Here is a 19,690-nt window from a genome sequence, read left to right on the forward strand (position 1 = left end):
GCGATCGCGGGAGGCCGCTCTGACCAATGCAACGCGCCGGGGCGTCCTCGGCCTGCTCTCGTCCGGCGCGGCGCTGCTCGCGCCAGCGGCCCGCGCGGCGTCGGAGACACAGGTCTCAGCGACCGCAGCCGATGACGCCTGCCTGCTGACGCCGCAGTCCGAATCCGGGCCCTATTACCTCGATCCCAAGCTGCTGCGCGCCGATATTGCCGAAGGCCGGCCCGGCGTGCCGCTGGCGTTGCGCCTGCGCGTCATCGAGGCCGGGTCCTGCATGGCCATCGCGGGCGCGCGCGTCGACGTCTGGCATTGCGACGCGCGCGGCATCTATTCGGGCTATCCGGGCCAGAGCGACAGCCACAAGCTCGACGAGAGCGGCAAGACTTATCTGCGCGGCACGCAGATGGCCGACGCCGCGGGCTGGGCCGGCTTCAGGACCATCTATCCCGGCTGGTATCCGGGCCGCGCCACCCACATCCACTTCCGGGTGTTCCTCGACGACGCCACGGTGCTGACCGGGCAGACGTTCTTTCCCGAAGCACTCAACGAGTTCATCTACAGCAACGTGCCCGACTACACGGGACGGCCGAAGCAGCGGCTCGTCATCAATGCCAACGATCGCGTCGCCACCGAGGCCGACGCCGATCACAAGGCGTATTGCGCGATCAAGGAAGAGCGCGACCATTATCTCGCGACACTGACGCTGGCAGTGAGCCGAAAGCCGGGCGCGGCGGTCGAGATGCCCACCGGAAAGCTGCCACCGGTGCCCTGGATCAAGGACCGGCTGGCCGCGCTGGTGCCCGGCCTCAAGCGCAACCCGTTCTGATCAGCTGCGCTCCGTGAACTGATAGGCCAAGGCGGCCAGCGGCAGCGCCGTGCCGAGTACGGCCGCCAGCGTCCAGCCGCCATGCGCATAGGCGAACGCGCCTAGACCCGAGCCGGCAGCCCCCGCGACGAAGAAGGTCGTCATGTACAAGCCGTTGAGCCGGCTGCGCTGGCCGGCGCCGAGCATGAACAGAACGCGATAGCCGAGGATCAGGCTGAGCTGCGCGCCGCAATCGATCGCGATTGCTGCGATCACCAGCGCTGCCAGCGACCATGTCGTCCCCAAGGGAACCACAAGCGTCAGCGCGAAGCCCAGCGCACACATCAGCATCGAGGCGATCGTCGCCGGCCGCGTCCAGCCGCGATCGGCAATGCGGCCGGCCACTGGCGCCATGATCGCCCCGGCGACGCCGGCGAGCGCGAACAGCGCAATGCCGGTCTGCGACATCCGGAAATCGGGCCCGGCGAGCAGGAGCGGCGCGGTGGTCCAGAACACGCTGAAGCCGCCGAACAGCGCCGCTTGGTAAAGCGCCCGGCGGCGCAGCGCCGGCGTGTCGCGATAGAGCTGCACCATGGAGCCGAGCAGCTGGCCGTAGCTCAGCCGCGCCTGCGGCTCGCGCGGCGGCAGCGCGACCCGCAGCAGCACGGCGAGCATCAGCATGGCCGCCGCCGACGCGGCGTAGATGACATGCCACGACGCATGGGCCGCGACGAAGCTCGCGACCGGCCGCGCCAGCATGATGCCGAGCATCAACCCCGTGGTGACGTTGCCGACCGTGCGGCCACGGATCGCCTCCGGTGCCATGTGTCCGGCATAGGGGATCAGGATCTGCACCGCGACCGACCCGAAGCCGGTCAGGAGCGCCGACAGCAGGAAAGTCGACGGCTGCGTCGACAGCGAAGCCGCCGCCAGCGCAGCCGCGCCGACGACGATCGTTGCAATAACGAGCTTGCGGTTCTCGATGAGATCGCCGAGCGGCACCACGAACAGGAGCCCGGCGCCGTAGCCGATCTGACTCATGGTCACCAGCAAGCCGGCGAGCTGCGGCCGCAGCCCGAGCTCGGCGCTGATCGGCCCGATCAGCGGCTGCGCATAATAGATGTTGGCGACGATCAGCCCGCAGGAGAAGGCCAGCAGCAGCGTGATCCAGGCCGACAACGGATCGGCGGACTCGGACGTCAGGGTGGTCAACGCAGATCTCTCTCAGGCAGGGGTGGCGGGCCATTGGGCCCGCGAGAACGGGAGCTGTCGAGACGCGATTTTGCATCGCAACATTCAAGCCGGACATAGGTCCTGAGATCGACAGTACCAATTCACGTCTGCGTGGCCATGCGGAGACGCATGGCCTGCCCTGCACGCGGCGATCGCTCTCGCCTCAAGGGTTGGTGCGCGGCGCCGGCGACGGCTCGCCGTCCGCGCTCCCGCGGCCTCCGGTGATCCGCGGCAGCAGCATCGGAACCCGGCGGCGGTAGCGCTCATAGGTGTCGCCGAACTGGGTCACCAGGTCGCGCTCCTCGAGCTGCACGCCCAGCAGGATGTAGGCGGTGCTGAGCGCCGCGAACAGCACATGACCGACGGACATCTCCGGCGTGGCCCAGAAGGCGATCAGGAATCCGAGCATCAGCGGATGGCGCACCAGGCGATACAGCAGCGGCGTCTTGAACGGATGGGCCGGCGGTTGCGTCCCACGCAGGGCGAAGATCGCCTGGCGCAGCCCGAACAGATCGAAATGATCGATCAGATAGGTCGAGGTGAGCGCGATCAGCCAGCCGAGCCACTGCAGGGCCGTCAGAGCGATCGCCGCGGCGCCCTCGACGCGCCACACGAGCATGGGGATCGGCCGCCACTGCCAGAGCAGCAGTAGCAGGACCAGGCTCGACAACAAGACATAGGTGCTGCGCTCGCAGGCCGGAGGAATGATGCGCGTCCATGCGCGCTTGAAGGCCGGACGGGCCATCACGCTGTGCTGGACCGCGAACAGCACGAGCAGCAGCACATCGATGATGACGGCCTCAGTGACAGGGCCGGACACGCCGACGTCGATCGACTTGGGGGTCAGATAGTTGATATTGCCGACGAAACCGACCGCCCACACGAATGACATAAGAAAAAGCGCATAGCTCGTAACGGCGTAGAATAGGATGAGGAGACGACCGGACATGTTGATTTCCTTGTTGAACGAGGACGGCCTGGCCGAAATCGCGACGCTCGATCGGCCGATCGCGTGCGTCGTTCGCCAGCCTGAGCCGTAGCAAACGACCGTCCCCCAAGCGTCCCCCGGACGCGCTCATGCAGGTCCCATGATGGTTCCGCTCCACGTCCGGACATTCGGCTTCCCCGAGTTGCAGCGCGACGGCCAGGCCTGTCCGCTGTCGCTGCGCAAGGGCCTTGCCCTGCTGGTCTATCTGGCCGAGTCCAAGGGCCCAATTGCGCGCGACACCGTAGTCGCGATGCTCTGGCCTGACAGCGCCGAGGACGTCGCGCGGGCGCGGCTGCGCCGGCTGCTGCACCGGATCCAGCTGACGCTCGGCGACGGATGCCTGACGATCGACCGGTCGACCATTCGATGGGCGGCGACGGTCGCATTGGAGGTCGACTCCGCGCTGTTCGAAGCCGCGTGCGATCGCGGCGAGTTCGAGCTGGCCTGCCGGCTCTACACCGGCGATTTCCTCGACGGCTTCAGTCCCGGCGACAGCCCGCAATTCGACGAATGGGCCTTCTTCCGCCGCGAGGCGCTGCGCGGCCGGGCGGTGCAGGCGCTGGAGCGCGTGGTGCAGGACTGCAGCGCCGCCGGCGACCATGCCGCTGCAGCCGCCCATGCCCACCGCCTCGTCGCGCTCGATCCGCTCAGCGAGGTTTATGGCCGCTCCTTGATCCGCAGCCTGCTGCTGGCTGGCGACCGCGCGGCGGCCGAGCGTCAGCTTGAGGCGTTGACGCAGCGCCTGCGCGACGAACTCGGCGTCGCTCCCGAGGCCGAGACGCTGGCGCTGCTGAAGCCTGACGCAGCCGGAGGCGAGACCGTTCCACCGACCCGCTATGTTCGCGGCGGCAGCGTTCACCTCGCCTACCAGACCTACGGCCAGGGCCCGCTGGACGTCCTACTGCTGCCCGGCTTCGTCTCGCATGTCGAGCGCATCTGGGAGGAGCCGCGCTGCCGGGCCCTGCTCTCCGCGCTCGCCGCCATGGGCCGGCTGATCCTGTTCGACCGTCGCGGCATCGGGCTCTCCGACCGGGTCGGCTTGAGCCCGAGCGTGGCGGCGACCGCGCGCGACATCTCGACCGTGCTCGACGCGGCCGGCAGCCGGCGCACGCTGCTGCTCGGCGCCTCCGAGGCCGGCCCGGCCTGCATCGCCTTCGCCGCCGATCATCCCGAGCGGGTCGCCGGCCTGATCCTGTTCGCCTCGCTCGCCAAGGGCAGCGCCACGCCGGACTATCCGCACGCGCTGCAGGCCGCCCAATACGACATCTGGCTGCAACAGCTCGTCGCGGAATGGGGCGGGCCGGCCGGCATCGAGACCTTCGCGCCCAGCCTCGCCGCCGATCCGCAAGCGCGCGCCTGGTGGGCCGGCCTGCTGCGCGCATCGTCCAGCCCGGGCGCCATCAAGGGCCTGCTCGAGGCGTTGCGGGACATGGATGTCCGCGATCTGCTCGGCCGGATCGCAGCGCCGACCCTGGTGCTGCACCGCCGCCGCGACCGCGCCGTGCTGGTCGGCGCCGGCCGTGATCTCGCCGCCCACATTCCGCAGGCGAGCTTCGTCGAACTCGACGGCGCTGATCATTGGATGTTCGCTGGCGACCAGCAGCCGGTGCTTGCCAGTATCCAGGCGTTCATCAGCCGCCTCCCGGCCTAACCGGGACGGCGCGACCGATGGTCGTCCAAACAAGAAAGCGACTCGATGGCCCTACCAGACGATGCAGCATTCCGGCGCGAGCAGAGACAGGTCGCAGCTGGCATGGCCGCCGCCGCTCTGATCGCGATCGCCGCGATCGCATTTGCGTTGTGGAAGGCCGAAGGCCCGGCCCAGCCGGCGGCCGAGCGGCTCGCGCTCGCCTTGAAGCTCGATCTGTTCGTGATCGTCTGGCTGCTCGCATCGATCGGCAACGTCGCCCGGCTGCGCTTCTTCTCGGCGCAGGACATCGCCGGCAGTGCGACCACCGTGGCGAGCGACGCGGTCCGGCGCGGCAATGCGATCCTGCAGAACACGCTGGAGCAGGCGGTGCTGGCGGTCGGGGTCCATCTCGGGCTCGCGGCCACGCTGCCGAACCCGGCGCCCCTGCTGATCACGCTCGTGGTGCTGTTCGGGCTCGGACGGCTGTTGTTCTGGCTCGGCTATGCCGGCGGCGCGGCGGGCCGCGCCCTGGGCTTTGCGCTGACGTTCTACCCGACTGCCTTTTCGCTGATCGCAGGCATCGTCCTGGTGCTGACGGGGCACACCGCCTGAGGCCGAACACTTCGAGGTTGCAAAACCGCCGAGCAAGAGCATGCTTATGCCGATGCCCGAGAAAGCCCTTCCCCCGACCGATACGCCGCCGGAGACGCCGCACTATCACGGCCACCGGCAACGGCTGCGCGAGCGCTTCCACAGCGCCGGTCCCGACGCGCTCAACGACTACGAGCTGTTGGAGATGGCGCTGTTTCCGGCGCTGCCGCGCCGCGACGTCAAGCCGCTAGCAAAGGCGCTGATCAAGACCTTCGGATCGTTTGCCGAAGTCGTACATGCGCCCGAGCCACGCCTGCGCGAGATCGACGGCCTGGGCGATGCCTCGATCACCCAGCTCAAGCTGATCGCGGCCGCCGCGCATCGGATCGCGCGCGGCCAGGTCCGGCAGAAGCACGCGCTGGCGTCGTGGCAGGACGTCATCACTTATTGCCGCACCAGCATGGCGTTCGCCGACAAGGAGCAGTTCAGGCTGCTGTTCCTCGACAAGCGCAACCAGCTGATCGCCGACGAGGTGCAGCAGACCGGCACCGTCGACCACACCCCGGTCTATCCGCGCGAGGTGATCAAGCGCGCGCTGGAACTGTCCGCCACAGCGATCATCCTGGTGCACAACCACCCCTCCGGCGATCCGACGCCGTCGCAGGCCGACATCCGCATGACCAAGACGATCGTCGACATCGCCAAGCCGCTCGGCATCACCGTCCACGACCACATCATCGTCGGCAAGAACGGACATACGAGCCTGAAGGGCTCAGGGCTGATGTGAGGCTGTCGTTTTCGGCAGATGCTGGGTGGGCATCATCGGCATGCCAAACGGCCGGCCCTCGACAACCCGGACAATCGAGCGACAAAATCCCTGGCTATTGTCTGTCACGCTCGCCAAGATCAAGCAGACTACCAGCACGCCACCGGCGCAACGTTAGCCACCGCCTGCGCGAATACTTCTCACAAATACAACCCAATGCTTCGAAAAGGCCATTCGTCGGCCCAGGTCATTTAAAATGCAGTTTTCCGCCCGTCTGTTGCTCGAACATCCCCAGTCCGTTTCGGCGTCCCAGATCCAAGCTCAGCTCGTGCAACTCGCCCCCGGGACCAAGATCGACCTTCCGATGGGATCAACGGCGGCTTCGGCGGCCGGCGCTGACATCATCATCAACATCAACGATGAGCCGATCTCAGTTACATCCATCCCCGCGCCGGCCGAGTTGCAGGTGGTCGAACGAGAGCACTACGCCAATCACATCTGGCCGTCGTTCGAAGCCGATACGGCCAGGCAGAGCGCGCACATTATCGTCGCTGCGACCCGTGATGTTTCCCAACGCGAGCCTGCTCTCGCTCAAGCAAGGGCAGTGACATTGGCGACGGCCGCTATCGCCCGTCTCATTTCGTTTATCGGGGTTCAGTGGGTGGAGGGAACGAACTCGATCAGTGCGGCAGGCTTCATCAGAGCAACCGAGACCATCGGCAGACAGGATGCGAATGCCGTCCCGTTTTGGGTTCGCATCCTGATGTATCCGGACAAGTCCAAGAGCGACCAGCCGCGCATCATCGGGGGAACTCTCGGGCTGCACTTCTTCGGCCTCTTGGATCTCGAATATCCCGCATGCAGCCTTGAGCCGCGCCTCCTCATGCAGCATGCCTACGCGACGGCTGAATATCTGCTTGGCTCAGGCAAGTCCCTGCTCGATGGGGAAACAATCGGCGTTGAAGGCGAGAGTCCCGCATTCAAGGTGTCCTATGCGCGGGACGGCGTGTTCGTCCCGTTTCCGGTGGCGCGCCTCAACGCCATCTCCGGCAAGAAGCGATGGTGGCGGTGGTAGAGCCGGCCACGCGGTGAGCTCCGCCCCCTCGCGTCTCGCCACGGCTCACGCCCAGCGGCGTGCCATGGCGACGCAAAGGACCACGACGGCAGCGGCAACAACCATCGCGGCTGACACCGGCTCGTGCAGCAGCAGGCTCGCCAGAGCGAGGCCGAGAAACGGCTGCAGCAGCTGCAGCTGCCCGACGGTCGCAGTGCCGCCGCGCGCCAGGCCGCGGTACCAGAAGGCAAAGCCGATGAACATGCTGAAGACCGACACATAGGCGAGGCCAAGCCACGCCGCCGCCGTGACGGGTTGCGAGATGTCCGGCAGCGTGATCAGCGTCAGCAGCAGCATGACCGGCGACGCCAGCAGTAGCGCCCAGGAGATCACCTGCCAGCCGCCGAGCCGTCGCGTCAGCATCGCGCCCTCGGCGTAGCCGAGACCGCAGACGAGGATCGCGGCGATCATCGCGAGATCACCGACGGGCGATGCGGCACCGTCGCGTGACAGTGCAAATCCCGACACCGCCGCGGCGCCGACACAGGCGAACAGCCAGAACAGCGGCCGCGGCCGCTCGCCGCCGCGCAGCACGCCGAACAGCGCGGTCGACAACGGCAGCAGCCCGACGAAGACGATCGCATGCGCCGAGGTGATGTGCTGCAGCGCCAGCGCCGTCAGCAGCGGAAAGCCTGCGACCACCCCGAGCGCGACGATCCCCAGTGAAGCGAAATCCTGCCGTGCCGGACGCGGCTGGCGCAGCCAGGCGAGGCACAAGGCCGCCAGCAGCGCCGCGAGCGTGGCTCGCGCACCGGTCAGGAACAGCGGCGCAAAACCTTCGAGCGCCGCCCGCGTCGCCGGCAGCGAGCCGCTGAAGATCGCCATCCCGATGGCGCCGCTGCCCCAACCCTCGACCGAACCCTTCATCGCTGCCCTCCGTGCGGGTTCGGCTTACCGCGGGACGCCTTGCCCGGATAGCCACAAATCAATACAATTCAGCCAAACTGTACTGATACTCAAAGTGATACAATTGCGTCCAGAGCCCTCCGACACGCGCCGAGCCGGCGCCCGAACCGCAGCCGTGATCGATGCCATCCGGCAGCGGCTGGCGACGCGCGCGCTCGGGCCCGGGCAGCGCCTGCCGTCGATCCGCGCCCTTGCGACGACCATGGGCGTGGCGCCGGCGACCGTGGTCGAAGCCTACGACCGTCTGGCGGCCGAGGGCGTGATTCGCGCGCGGCGGGGATCGGGATTCTATGTCGTCGACGCGGCGCCGTCGCCGCTGCTGCTGACCGATCGGGAGCCGCGCCGGTCGCGCGCAATCGATCCGTTCTGGGTGTCGCGACAGTCGCTCGATGCCGATCCGAGGACGCCGACACCGGGCTGCGGCTGGCTGCCGTCCGACTGGCTGCCGCAGGAGGCGTTGCGGCGCGCGCTCCGCGGCCTGGCGCGGGGCGGCGGCTCCGCCCTGACCGATTATGGCGCGGCACGCGGATCGCCAGCGTTGCGGCGCGTGCTGCAGGGCCGGCTTGCCGGGCTCGGCATCGACGCGTTCAGCGAGCAGATCCTGCTGACCGCGTCGGGCACGCAGGCGATCGACCTGATCTGCCGCATGCTGCTCCGTCCCGGCGACACGGTGCTGGTCGACGATCCCTGCTACTTCAATTTCCTGGCGCTGCTGCAGGCGCATCAGGCACGGATCGTCAGCGTCGCCATGACGCCGACCGGTCCCGATATCGCGCAACTCGAAACAGTGCTCGCAGCCGAGCGGCCGCGGCTCTACATCACCAATTCGGGGGTGCACAATCCGACCGGCGCGACACTGTCGCTGCAGACGGCGCATCGGCTGCTCAACACCGCCGCCGCGCACGACATGCTCATCATCGAGGACGACATCTACGGCGATTTCGAGCTGGAGCCGTCGCCCCGACTCGCCGCGCTCGACGGGTTGCAGCGGGTGATCCTGATCGGCAGCTTCTCGAAGACGCTGTCCGCCTCAGTGCGGTCCGGCTACATCGCGGCGCGGCCGGACTGGATCGAGCCGCTGATCGATCTGCAGATCGCCACCGGCTTCGGCGGCCCCGGACAATTTGCCGCGGAGACGCTGGCGCAGGTGCTGACCGGCGGCAGCTACCGCAAGCACATGGACGAGTTGCGCGCACGGCTCGCACGGACCAGGCCGCGCGTGGCCGCACGGCTGCAGCGCCTCGGCATCACGCCCTGGCTGATGCCGCGCGGCGGCTTTCAGCTGTGGTGCCGGCTGCCAAACGGATGCACGGCGACCCAGGTCGCTCAGGCCGCGCTGGCCGACGATGTGGTGCTGGCGCCGGGTGACGTGTTCAGCGCCGCACGATCCGCGGCGACGATGATGCGCTTCAACATCGCGCATTGCGAGGATGGGCGCGTCTTCACCGCGCTGGAACGCGCGCTGCAGCACGAGGCCTCGCGCTGACCGGCGCGGCCTGCCGCAAGCGCGCGCTGATCAGTCCAGGCTCAGTAGCAGTAGCGCGGATGCACGCGGACATAGGCGCCGTCGCCACGCTGCAGGTAGCAGCCGTTGCGATAGGCATAATAGCCGCCGCGGCGACGCTCGCCATCGGCTGCGATCGCAGCGCCGGTGCCCGCGCCGATCACGGCGCCGATCGCCGCCCCGCGTCCGCCGCCGATCGCGCCGCCGAGGATGGCGCCGCCGGCGCCACCGAGAATCGCACCACCGAGCACGTCCTGCGCGGCAGCCTGATGCAGCGGCGCGACGGTCGCAAGCGTCAGCAGCGCAGCGGCGCTGAAGCGGGTGAAAAAGGAAATCCCCGGACGTCGGATCATGAAAAAGTCTCCGTTACGGGCTCGTTCGCCCGATCAGGCCGTTCTTGATGGCGATCAAGGCGCAGTCAAGGCAGGAGAATCACGGGCTTCCCAGCCACCGGGCGCAGCTGACGAACTGGATGTCGGCTCTATGCCGGCTGCGGCGGCAGGGCCTATTCGCCGCGATCCGGGGCGGTTGATGCGTTGCTGAGAAAACCCTTCGAAGGCGTGCTCGCTGCATCATCCTTCGGGTCGCCGACATTCTGCGCGAGAAGGCTCACCAGGATCGGACGGAGGTATCGCGGCGTGATCGGTTCGCGCAGCACGAACACACGCAGATACACCGCGCCGATTAGGCCCTGCATCAGGGGCCACGGGTCGGCGTCCCGCGGCCACTCGCCCCGTGTGACGGCGCGGTCGAAGGCTTGCTTCAACGTTTGGAAGCGCAGTGCCCACAGTTCCTGCATTTCCCGGGTGAGGGCCTCGTCCTCGCGCATCGCGAGTGCAAACTGCATGGCAGCGTAGCCGAGAGGGCTACTGAGATGGCGCCCCGCTGCAACCATCAGAGTGAGAAGGTCTTCGAGCAATGTGCCGCGGTTCGGCATCACGACCTTCTGCGCGAACAGCCCGAAGGTGGCCTCAACCACCAGCCCCTCGCGGGTTTTCCAGCGTCGATAGATCGAACTCTCATGCACGCCAGCGCGTGCCGCCACGGCGGCGATGGTCAGCTTATCGTAGCCCGAGTCCTGCAGCTCGGCGATCGTCGCGGCGACGACCGCTTCACGCACACGCGCGCTGCGTCCGCCGGGGCGCCGCCGCAGCGAGCCCTGATCTTCGGTCTGGAGCTTCATGCTGGCATTCTATCGGCCCATCGCCGGTCAGGCAACCAGCTAAAGCAATCTTTGTCGCGTTAGCTAACGCAAGACATCTTGCGTTTAGAGCGTGACCGTCTCATCATGTCCGCCGGCGGGGCCGATCCCCTGCCTTCGAGACCCCAAGAGAAAGAGGGCGACATGCAGGGAGTTACGTTCTTCAAGGATGGCGAGCCTGTGAGCGGCGAAACGCTGCTCAGGATGGAGGTGCGCCGGGCGCGGCACATGATGGCCATGCTCGCGCGCAAGCTGGATGCGGCGGCGATGGCCAAGCTGTTTGCGGAGGAGATCGCGCTCAGCGCTTCACAACAGTTGCAGTGGCGACAGGGGGAGACCTTTAGCGAATCTCTAGCTGTTGCCCATGTCGCCGAGGGTAGCGCCGCCGAATTCCTCGAATGGTATGTCACCGGCTATCTGCAGGCCAACACGGCAGCGATGCTGCGAGCCCATCCGGAGCACCTCGGAGTCCTACAGCTTCCGGGTGGCATCGTCGGTGTCCTCGAGGTCACCGGACATTCTCATGGACCGGAGTTGCTGCGCGCCAAGCGACTGGAAGATTGGTCGGGGATACCGATTCCGCTCGAGCCTGACATGCCCTATCGCCTGATGGCGCGCTCGGAATCGGAAGACGGCCAAGTGGTGGGCTACCTGCTGCACCAGTATCGCGACACGAATCCGGGCTTCGATGCGAGGCTGGCGATCTACTGGCCGGGCGGTGCACCGGAAGCATTGGTGAAGGGTCACGCGGACCATCTGATGGTGGAATTCAACAACTGGTTCCAGATGTATCTCCAGACACGAAAGCAGCCGGCCGACCTCATGCCTGTTGCGTTGACGGTGAACAGCTGAGGCGACTGTCGCGGACGAAGCAGCCCGCAATCCTGCGGACTGCTTCGATCCCGCGTCAGAAATGAACCGCTCTTCGTTGCCGGCTAAGACGTCTTCATGTCGGCCTTTGCGTTCAAGCTGCCAACTGAGAGCTGCAATTCAGCCTCGCCCGAACGGATCACACTGATAAAGGCGCGCATGCCAGCCGACAAATGCTTGTGTGGCGCGTAGTACAGGCTGAGCCGCGGCCCCGGAGGCGTCAGCTCCGACATGACGGGGATCAAGGCTCCCACCGTGATGTGCTCGCCGACGAGAGATTCACTGACCCAGGCGAGGCCGGCACCCTGGAGGGCTGCGTCGACCATCAGGGCTTGCCGGTTCAACGTGATGCCGCCTCCTACGTCGCACTCCACGGGTTCGCCATCCCTCAAGAACAGCCATGGCTGCAACGCGCCGTTAGGCAGTCGATTGCGGATGCAGGAGTGGTGCGCGAGGTCCGCGGGCTCGGCCGGCGGACTTCGACCGGCAAAGTAGGCGGGTGACCCGACGACGACCGAACGGGTCGGCAGGCCAAATCGCACGGAGATCATGTCCTGCGGCACAAGATGCTCGTGGCGAACGCCGGCGTCGAACCCTTCAGCCACGATATCCACCAAGCGACCTTCCGCCACCACGTCGAGCTGTACCGCGGGATAGCGTCTGGTGAACTCGAGCGCGTAGCGAAGCACGGTCCGGGCCGGACCTCCGTCAGGAATGTTGATACGCAAGACCCCGGCAGGCGTATCGCGGAATTCGTTGATCGCCTCCACTGCAGCCGACAAGTCGCTCAGCGCCGGCTTGACGCGTTGAAGGAACAGCTCGCCGGCCTCGGTGAGGGACACGCTTCGCGTCGAACGGCGGAAAAGGCTCACGCCCAGCTTCTGTTCAAGCGCAGCAACGGCATGGCTCACGGCCGATGGAGACATGTCCAGCTCCTTTGCCGCGCGTCGAAAATTGAGATGGCTCGCCACGATCACGAAGACATTCAGCGCGGTGAGATTTTCGGTCCGCATTGTTCGATCTCGTTCAACAGCTCATGCAACAGGCGCTGGATTGTTCCGTCAACTCGCGAAATCTATGCTGCCGGCTCAGGTCAGGTCCAGTCGCATGACGGTGGAGGTACGTAGTGCCGATCAACGTGGTGAAGCCACGCAATCCTTCGTTGCCTATCGCACCATATGCGCAGGCCATCGAGGTTTCCGCCATCAACAAGATGCTCTTCGTCAGCGGCACCATGGGCCTGCAGCCGGATGGCACGCTGAGCGACGACTTCGATACGCAGTGTCACCAGGTCTGGCGCAATATTCAGGACACGCTCGTCAGCGCAGGCATGGACTGGGACAACCTGGTCCGCGTGACGGTCTGGCTCGCCGACGGCAAGAACTGGAAACGCGCAGCCGCAATCCGGCAGCAATACCTGGGCGACAGACGTCTGGCGATGAGCGTGATTCAAGTTGGCTTGGTCGATCATGCCTGGCTGCTCGAAGTCGAGGGTATCGCCGTCGCCTAACAGGGGACGCGTGGATTCCTTGCTCAACATAATCAGATACTGCTCTTCTCACTCTGGAGTCACTTGTGAAACTGACGATCAATGGGACCAACCGCGACGTGACGTCGGAGCCGGACACGCCGCTGCTCTGGGTCATCCGCGACGAACTCGGGCTGACCGGAACCAAATACGGATGCGGCGTGGCCCAGTGTGGCGCCTGCACGGTATGGATCGACGGACAAGCGACCCGGTCATGTGTAACGGCCGTGCAAGACGTTGTTGGCAAATCCGTCACCACGATCGAGGCGGTCACGAATGATGCGGTAGGCCAGCGCGTCGTGGATGCCTGGATTGCCAATCAGGTGCCTCAGTGCGGCTACTGCCAGTCCGGGCAGGTGATGACCGCAACCGCGTTGCTGAAGCAGACGCCAAAGCCCAGCGATGCCGAGATTGCTGCGGCCATGATCAATCTTTGTCGCTGCGGGACCTACAATGCGATTGCCGCCGCCGTGCGGCAGGCCGCGCAAGCTTGAGGGGCGCGGTTATGGACACTGTTGATAGCAGCCAGTTCGACATGAAAATTCTTCCGGAACAGGGCGCGATCAATCTGTCGCGGCGCGGGTTCCTGGGCACCTCCGTTGGCGCGTTGGTACTTGCCGCGGGACTGCCCGGTGCCGCAGCCTTCGCAAAGGACGAAGCAGTGAAGCCCGGCACCCGCGTGCCCGCGTTCCTGGAAATTCGCCCCGACGGATCGGTCCTCCTGCGGAGTCCCTTCGTCGAAGGAGGCCAAGGCATCGCTACGGCGATGGCGCAGATCGTGGGCGAAGAGCTCGACGTCGATCCCGCCTTGTTTACCGTCGAATGCGCTCCGCCTGGATCGGACTACCTGGTCATCAACGGCCTTCGCTTCACGGGCGGCAGCCTCTCGGTGCGGTCGAGCTACGAGATCATGCGGCGGCTCGGTGCGTCGGCGCGCCAGATGCTGCTGCAAGCCGCGTCCGCCCGGCTCAAAGTGCCGGTGGCGAGCTTGTCCACGGTGCCGGGTCAGGTCCACCATTCGGCTTCGAACCGGACGCTTGGCTACGGCGCGCTTGCCGCCGAGGCGATGGCTCTGCCAGTGCCGACCGACGCGCCTTTGCGCGCCGAGACCGATTTTCGCTGGATCGGGAAGCCGGTCGCTCGACTCGACGTGCGCGCCAAGTCCACGGGCAAGTCCGTCTATGCGATCGATCTTGCCGTCGACGGCATGCTCCAGGCCGCTGTGCAGCACGCGCCGCGTCTTGGATGTCAGCCTGAAAAGCTCGACAATGAGGCGGCCGTGCGAAGCATGCCCGGCGTTCACTCCATCCATCGCCTTCCTGGCGCCGTCGCAGTCGTCGCCGACAGATGGTGGCGCGCTCGCCGCGCCGTCGAAAGCCTGCAGGTCCGTTGGTCGGACGCGGCGCCGGGCACGCGCGACGCGATGCCGGCGGATTTCTCTTCACAAAGCATGCTCGCGAAGCTGGCTGCAGCTCCTGGCCCAGGTATCGCGGCCGAGAAGGAGGGAGATTCCGCTGCCGCCTTGGGCGCAGCCTCGCGCGTGATCGAGGCGACCTACGATGCGCCTTATCTGGCGCATGCTCAGCTGGAGCCACCCTCGGCCATCGCGCGCTTCAACGCCGACGGGACTCTCGAGGTCTGGGTCCCGAACCAGGCGCCGGATCGATTTCAGCGCCTCGCCGCGGATACCGCCGGCCTATCGCCCGACAAGGTGATCCTTCATTCACCCATGCTGGGCGGGTTCTTCGGCCGTCATCTCCACGCACCGGCAAACCCGTTCGTACAGGCCATCCTGCTGTCGAAGTCGGTGGGGCGACCCGTGAAGGTGATCTGGAGCCGCGAGGAGGAATTCCTGCGCGATGCGCTGCGCCCGATGGGGCTCGTGCGTTTTCGTGCGGGTCTGGATGCACAGGGCCTGCCAGTCGCGCTGGAGGCCGAGGCGGTCGGCGAGGGGCCGTTCGGTCGCTGGGCTGGTCGCAAGCCTGATGCCGCCGACAGCTCCGCGGTCGAGGGCATCAAGGAGAAGTCCTACGCCATCCCCAATCGCCGGATCGCGCATGTGCCCGTTCAGCATCCAGCCGTGATCGGCTACTGGCGCTCTGTCGGACACTCGATGAACGATTTCTTCTACGAGAGCTTCCTCGACGAGATCGCGAATGCCGGCGGCCACGATCCCTTCGAGCTCCGGCTGCGACTGCTTGCGGGCAAGCCTCGCCAGAAGAGCCTCCTGGAAGCCGTTGGCGCGCTATCAGGGGGGTGGAAGCACGGCCCGTTCGCGGCGGCCGACGGCAGCCGGCGCGCACGCGGTGTCGCCATGGCATCGCCATTTCGCTCCGAGGTCGCGACAATCGCGGAGGTCTCGCTGAACGGTGGCACGGTCGCCGTTCACGATGTCTGGGTGGCGATCGATCCGGGGCGAGCGATCAATCCGGCGATCATCGAGTCGCAGGTCAAGTCGGCGGTGGCGCTGGGACTATCGTCGGCGCTGCTCGAGGAGTTCGTGTTTGGCGACGGTCAACCGCAGGCGCGCAACTTCGACGGCTATTCCATCCTTCCGCCGCAACTGATGCCGCGCGTCCACGTGAAGGTGATCGAGAGCGGCGCGGCATTGGGCGGCGTCGGCGAACCTGGGCTGCCCAGCGTGCCACCCGCAGTCGCCAACGCAGCCGCTGCTCTGACGGGACAGCGTGTGCGGACCCTGCCGCTCTCGAAGACGCAGTTCCGGGCCGCAGGCTGAGGACCCGCTGGACTTGCGTTCCAACGCCAACTAGCCGGACTTGTGGATGGGGCGCTTTCGTGCGCCCCGTCGAACGGCCATCACGCGACCGGCGAATGGCGCGCCAAATCCTCGACATAGGCGAGCAGACGCTCCGTTGCCTTGACGGCCTGATCGGCATCGCCGGCGGCGATGGCGCGAGCGATGTCGACGTGGCTTTCGACGCCTTCGCGCGGCAGCGTTCGCCGGTGGTGCATGAACCAGAAGCGCCGGTTCTGCGTGGAGATCAGGCGCATCATCGACGCCGCGATCGGGTTGCCGCAGGCTACCAGGCAGAGCTGATTGAACTCTGCATCGAGCTGTGCGAACGCGTCGAAGTCGCCTTTTTCGAGCGCGTCGAACATCGCATCCGCGATAGCCGCAAACCGGTGACGCTGATCAGCCGTCGCCCGCGCGGCAGCGCCGCGCGCCACCACGAGCTCCAGCGGCCGGCGCACCTCGATGACGTTCAGCTCTTCGCCAAATCGGCAGTCGGCGACGACACATCCCCGGCGGGGCATGATCTGCAGCAGATGTTCCCGGGCCAGGCGCTGCATCGCTTCACGAACCGGCGTGCGGCCGATGCCGAGCCGTTCGCACAGTTCGGCCTCGGAGACGAACGCGCCGGGCCGAAGCTCGAGCGTGGCGATCATCTGCTCGAGCTCCGCGTAGGCTCTCTCCGTCAGGCTGGATAGCTCGGTGCTCGGCTCGGCGTTCGGCGCGGCCATGGCGCGGGAGCCGCCAGATTGGGGTTGACGTTTTCTCATATATCAGATCATATATCAGTAACGGGGCCGGGAAAACGGCCGGTGCAGAAGGGAAGAGGCGGACAAGGGCATGGTGCGAGCTCCGGTGACCGATTGGGCGGCTGATTGGGATCATCTCGATCCGGCCTGGATCAGCAACCCATATCCGATCTGGCAGGAGTTGCGCGATCGCTGTCCGGTTGCTCGGACCGATCGCTACCGCGGCGTCTATTTCCCGACGCGATATGCCGACATCCGTGAGGTCGCCTACGATCCGGATCGCTTCTCCTCGCGGCGCGTCGTGGTTCGCGAAGGCGACTATCGGGTGAACTCGCCGCCGATCACGTCGGACCCGCCCGAGCACCGGCCGATGCGGATGGTGCTGATCCCGCCGTTCACGCCGCAGGCCGTGTCCAAGCTCGAACCCCAGACGAGAACCATCTGCAATGAGCTGATCGATCGCATCCTCTCGCAAGAAGCCTGCGATGCCGCCGTCGACTATGCCCAGCATATTCCAGTGCGGATCATCGCCCATATGCTGGGAATACCAGCCGAGCATGGCGATCGATTCCGCACGTGGATCACCATGGCCTTGCAGGAGGGCGTGACCAATCAGGCAGCGCTGACGCAGGCCGAGCAGGAAATATCGGACTATTTCGCTCAGCAGATCGCGCAGCGACGCGAGCAGCCTGCCGATGATCTCATCAGTTTCCTGATCCAGGCCCGGCACCCGAGCGGCGAGCCATTCTCGGACCGCCAGGTTCTTGGCGCCCTGCGACTGCTCCTGATCGCCGGCATCGACACCACCTGGAGCGCGATCGGATCGTCGCTGTGGCATCTGGCGACCCACCCCGCCGACCGCGAACGTCTGGTGCGCGAGCCTCAGCTGATCGACACGGCGATCGAGGAATTCCTGCGCGCCTATGCGCCCGTGACCATGGCGCGCGAGGTCGTCGAAGATACCGAGCTGGGCGGCTGTCCGATGCGCAAGGGCGAGATGGTGATGCTGTCCTTTCCCGCCGCCAATCGTGATCCGCAGAAATTCCAGGACGCCGGCGCTGTCCGGATCGATCGGGCGGAAAATCCGCACGTAGCGTTCGGGCTTGGCATCCACCGTTGCATCGGATCGAACCTGGCGCGGATGGAGATGCGCATCGCTCTTCAAGAGTGGTTGAAGCGGATTCCCGATTTCGAGCTCGACCAGAAGCGGCCCATGACCTGGTCCGAAGGAGCAGTGCGAGGTCCGCGCCTGCTTCCGATCTTTATCGCGCATCCGGCTGACTGAGATTGAAGCCACCTGGAGATCAGATGCACTTCGTCAGGAAACACGACATCCTCATCGACGCGACGCCGGAAGCGGTCTTCGACTACGTGTGCAATCCGCATTCCTGGCCGGAATGGCTGGCGGCCTCTCACACGATCGAGGGGCCGGATCGGCCGTTGCGGCTGGGCGAAACCTTCCGCGAGGAGTGGCAGATCCGGCGCGGCATGATCGAGCTGCATTGGACGGTCACCGAGAGCGACCGGCCCAGCGCATGGACGTGCCAGGCGGACACCGACTTCATCGGCCCGATTGTCATCCGCTACACGTTCGCGCTCGAGGGCGGCCGGACCCGCTATACGCGAGAGCTCACCAATCCTAACCGGCCATCCGAGCCAAGCGACGAGCAGCTCCAGCGCATGGACGAGGAAGCCAGGATCGGGCTCGGCAATATCAAGAAGCAGGTCGAACGGCGCTTCGCTGCGCTGCACGTCAGACCCTATCCGTGCTAACAACGCAGGAGACCATGAGGTGACAACCCAAATCACCATCCGCGTCGACCAGGACAAGTGCCAGGGCCATGCCCGTTGCCACGCGCTTGCCCCGGAGTTGTTTCAGCTGGATGAGTTCGGCAACGCGCGCGAAAAACTGAGCACTTGCTCCGATCCCGACTTGATCGAAAAGGCCCATATCGCCCGCGCAAATTGTCCCGAGGAAGCGATCACGATTTCAGAGCTCTGATGACGGAACGCGGTGGCGCGAGCCGGTACAGCTAGTCCGGAACACCAGCCCGTTGTCGAACGTCACAGCGACGATCAGAGCGGGTCCGCAGGTGGATCAAGTCTCGCCTTGTCATCAACAGTCGGAAGCGCGGACCAGATCAATGCCAATCGAGACGGCCGAATCTTACGACCCGCAGCCGCAACAGCATAGCATTGCGGGGATTCAGGTCAGCATTGAAGGCGACGGCCCGCGTACGGTGGTGATGATCCACGGTTGGCCGGACACTGCCGCTCTCTGGGACTCTCAGGTCGCAGCACTCCGCGCGCATGCACGCTGCGTGCGATTTACCTTGCCGGGCTTCGACCGCTCCCATCCACGCCGGATCTATTCGTTGGAGGAGATCGTCGCAACGATTGGCCGTATCGTCGATCTCGTCAGCCGGGACCGCCCCGTGACGCTGTTGTTGCACGATTGGGGGTGCGTGTTCGGCTATCGGTTCGCGGAAGCGTATTCGCAGCGCGTGGAAGCCATCGTTGGGGTCGATGTTGGAGATGCGGGTTCGCGCGAGCACCTGCAATCCCTCGATTGGCGCGCCAAGCTCGGGACTGCCGCGTATCAGCTCTGGCTGGCGCTGGCATGGCACATGCCCGTGCGGTTGGGCGACGTCATGACCCGCAGCATGGCGCGCTTGGCAGGGGCGCCGGCAGAGGTGGCCCTAATTGGTGCCCACATGAACTATCCGTATCACGTGCAATGGACGCGCGGCTACGGCCGCGCAGCTTTGGCGCCGCGCTGGCCGATGCTGTTTATCTATGGCACGCGCAAGCCGTTCATGTTCCACTCCGAGAGCTGGGCGCGCGCGGTTCAGGCCACGCCACACGGACGTGCGCTGCCCCTGGAAACCGGCCACTGGGTGATGCACCAGGCGCCGGAGGAGTTCAATCGCGAGCTGTTGAGCTGGTTGGACATGCTGCCCGCGACATGAGCGCTGGACGAACGTTTCCGAAGCGCTGGCACATCGATCCTGCAGACTCGCCTGTCATCGCTCGCGAAGGCGAGTTCCGCCGGGCTC

The 19,690-nt window shown here is 66.0% G+C and carries 21 protein-coding genes; 14 read left to right on the forward strand and 7 right to left on the reverse strand.

Annotated features, from left to right (window positions below; genetic code table 11):
• Nucleotides 1-19: 19 nt before the first annotated feature.
• Complete coding sequence (locus ACQR07_RS13045; protein WP_434903065.1) at nucleotides 20-823, forward strand: intradiol ring-cleavage dioxygenase; 804 nt, start codon at nucleotides 20-22, stop codon at nucleotides 821-823.
• Here ACQR07_RS13045 and ACQR07_RS13050 read toward each other — a convergent pair whose 3' ends face one another.
• Both ACQR07_RS13050 and mddA read right to left on the reverse strand, forming a co-directional pair.
• Nucleotides 824-2,014, reverse strand: a complete 1,191-nt coding sequence (locus ACQR07_RS13050; RefSeq protein ID WP_434902694.1) for an MFS transporter — start codon at nucleotides 2,012-2,014, stop codon at nucleotides 824-826.
• Nucleotides 2,015-2,198: 184 nt separating this feature from the next.
• Entirely contained in the window at nucleotides 2,199-2,984 is a 786-nt protein-coding gene (mddA, locus tag ACQR07_RS13055; RefSeq protein ID WP_434902695.1) for a methanethiol S-methyltransferase, read from the reverse strand.
• 142 nt (nucleotides 2,985-3,126) lie between these two features.
• Between mddA and ACQR07_RS13060 the strand changes: the two genes are divergently transcribed.
• From ACQR07_RS13060 to ACQR07_RS13075, 4 genes are all read left to right on the forward strand, one after another.
• Nucleotides 3,127-4,674, forward strand: a complete 1,548-nt coding sequence (locus tag ACQR07_RS13060) for an alpha/beta fold hydrolase (RefSeq protein ID WP_434903066.1) — start codon at nucleotides 3,127-3,129, stop codon at nucleotides 4,672-4,674.
• A gap of 102 nt (nucleotides 4,675-4,776) precedes the next feature.
• The gene (locus ACQR07_RS13065) at nucleotides 4,777-5,265 is read left to right on the forward strand and encodes an MAPEG family protein (RefSeq protein ID WP_434902696.1); all 489 of its coding nucleotides are present in this window, start codon (nucleotides 4,777-4,779) and stop codon (nucleotides 5,263-5,265) included.
• Nucleotides 5,266-5,317: 52 nt separating this feature from the next.
• A complete protein-coding gene (gene radC / locus ACQR07_RS13070) occupies nucleotides 5,318-6,031 on the forward strand; it encodes a RadC family protein (RefSeq protein WP_434903067.1) in 714 nt (237 codons plus the stop codon).
• Between the two features lie 235 nt (nucleotides 6,032-6,266).
• Nucleotides 6,267-7,085 carry a DUF4261 domain-containing protein gene (locus tag ACQR07_RS13075; protein WP_434902697.1) on the forward strand — a complete coding sequence of 273 codons (819 nt, stop codon included), beginning with the start codon at nucleotides 6,267-6,269 and terminating at the stop codon, nucleotides 7,083-7,085.
• 45 nt (nucleotides 7,086-7,130) lie between these two features.
• Here the strand turns inward: ACQR07_RS13075 and ACQR07_RS13080 are convergent, their stop codons facing one another.
• Nucleotides 7,131-7,991, reverse strand: a complete 861-nt coding sequence (locus ACQR07_RS13080) for a DMT family transporter (RefSeq protein ID WP_434902698.1) — start codon at nucleotides 7,989-7,991, stop codon at nucleotides 7,131-7,133.
• A 154-nt stretch (nucleotides 7,992-8,145) separates the two neighbouring features.
• Between ACQR07_RS13080 and ACQR07_RS13085 the strand changes: the two genes are divergently transcribed.
• Nucleotides 8,146-9,516, forward strand: coding sequence for a PLP-dependent aminotransferase family protein (locus ACQR07_RS13085; protein WP_434902699.1), 1,371 nt, complete (start codon nucleotides 8,146-8,148; stop codon nucleotides 9,514-9,516).
• A gap of 41 nt (nucleotides 9,517-9,557) precedes the next feature.
• On the opposite strand, the gene ACQR07_RS13090 is transcribed toward ACQR07_RS13085, so the two are convergent.
• Nucleotides 9,558-9,887: a hypothetical protein gene (locus ACQR07_RS13090; protein ID WP_434865365.1), complete on the reverse strand. Its 330-nt coding sequence runs from the start codon at nucleotides 9,885-9,887 to the stop codon at nucleotides 9,558-9,560.
• A 152-nt stretch (nucleotides 9,888-10,039) separates the two neighbouring features.
• Complete coding sequence (locus tag ACQR07_RS13095) at nucleotides 10,040-10,717, reverse strand: TetR/AcrR family transcriptional regulator (protein ID WP_434902700.1); 678 nt, start codon at nucleotides 10,715-10,717, stop codon at nucleotides 10,040-10,042.
• Nucleotides 10,718-10,879: 162 nt separating this feature from the next.
• On the opposite strand from ACQR07_RS13095, the gene ACQR07_RS13100 reads away from it, so the two are divergent.
• Complete coding sequence (locus ACQR07_RS13100) at nucleotides 10,880-11,587, forward strand: hypothetical protein (RefSeq protein ID WP_434902701.1); 708 nt, start codon at nucleotides 10,880-10,882, stop codon at nucleotides 11,585-11,587.
• 83 nt (nucleotides 11,588-11,670) lie between these two features.
• Here the strand turns inward: ACQR07_RS13100 and ACQR07_RS13105 are convergent, their stop codons facing one another.
• The gene (locus ACQR07_RS13105; protein WP_434902702.1) at nucleotides 11,671-12,618 is read right to left on the reverse strand and encodes a LysR family transcriptional regulator; all 948 of its coding nucleotides are present in this window, start codon (nucleotides 12,616-12,618) and stop codon (nucleotides 11,671-11,673) included.
• Nucleotides 12,619-12,731: 113 nt separating this feature from the next.
• Between ACQR07_RS13105 and ACQR07_RS13110 the strand changes: the two genes are divergently transcribed.
• From ACQR07_RS13110 to ACQR07_RS13120, 3 genes are all read left to right on the forward strand, one after another.
• Nucleotides 12,732-13,115 (forward strand): RidA family protein, encoded by a 384-nt coding sequence (locus ACQR07_RS13110; protein ID WP_434902703.1) that lies wholly within the window; start codon nucleotides 12,732-12,734, stop codon nucleotides 13,113-13,115.
• Between the two features lie 65 nt (nucleotides 13,116-13,180).
• On the forward strand, nucleotides 13,181-13,627 hold the full coding sequence (locus ACQR07_RS13115) for a (2Fe-2S)-binding protein (protein WP_434902704.1): 447 nt from the start codon (nucleotides 13,181-13,183) through the stop codon (nucleotides 13,625-13,627).
• Between the two features lie 41 nt (nucleotides 13,628-13,668).
• Nucleotides 13,669-15,870, forward strand: a complete 2,202-nt coding sequence (locus ACQR07_RS13120; protein ID WP_434903068.1) for a molybdopterin cofactor-binding domain-containing protein — start codon at nucleotides 13,669-13,671, stop codon at nucleotides 15,868-15,870.
• A gap of 80 nt (nucleotides 15,871-15,950) precedes the next feature.
• Here the strand turns inward: ACQR07_RS13120 and ACQR07_RS13125 are convergent, their stop codons facing one another.
• Entirely contained in the window at nucleotides 15,951-16,616 is a 666-nt protein-coding gene (locus tag ACQR07_RS13125; RefSeq protein ID WP_434902705.1) for a GntR family transcriptional regulator, read from the reverse strand.
• Nucleotides 16,617-16,725: 109 nt separating this feature from the next.
• On the opposite strand from ACQR07_RS13125, the gene ACQR07_RS13130 reads away from it, so the two are divergent.
• The 4 genes from ACQR07_RS13130 to ACQR07_RS13145 all read left to right on the forward strand — a co-directional run bounded on the left by ACQR07_RS13130 (nucleotide 16,726) and on the right by ACQR07_RS13145 (nucleotide 19,603).
• Entirely contained in the window at nucleotides 16,726-17,919 is a 1,194-nt protein-coding gene (locus tag ACQR07_RS13130; protein WP_434902706.1) for a cytochrome P450, read from the forward strand.
• Nucleotides 17,920-17,942: 23 nt separating this feature from the next.
• Nucleotides 17,943-18,407, forward strand: coding sequence for an SRPBCC family protein (locus ACQR07_RS13135; protein WP_434902707.1), 465 nt, complete (start codon nucleotides 17,943-17,945; stop codon nucleotides 18,405-18,407).
• A gap of 19 nt (nucleotides 18,408-18,426) precedes the next feature.
• Nucleotides 18,427-18,636: a ferredoxin gene (locus ACQR07_RS13140; RefSeq protein ID WP_434902708.1), complete on the forward strand. Its 210-nt coding sequence runs from the start codon at nucleotides 18,427-18,429 to the stop codon at nucleotides 18,634-18,636.
• 142 nt (nucleotides 18,637-18,778) lie between these two features.
• On the forward strand, nucleotides 18,779-19,603 hold the full coding sequence (locus ACQR07_RS13145) for an alpha/beta fold hydrolase (RefSeq protein WP_434902709.1): 825 nt from the start codon (nucleotides 18,779-18,781) through the stop codon (nucleotides 19,601-19,603).
• Nucleotides 19,604-19,690 lie beyond the last annotated feature (87 nt).

The sequence above is a fragment of the Bradyrhizobium sp. HKCCYLS20291 genome, from assembly GCF_051167715.1.
Taxonomy (GTDB): domain Bacteria; phylum Pseudomonadota; class Alphaproteobacteria; order Rhizobiales; family Xanthobacteraceae; genus Bradyrhizobium.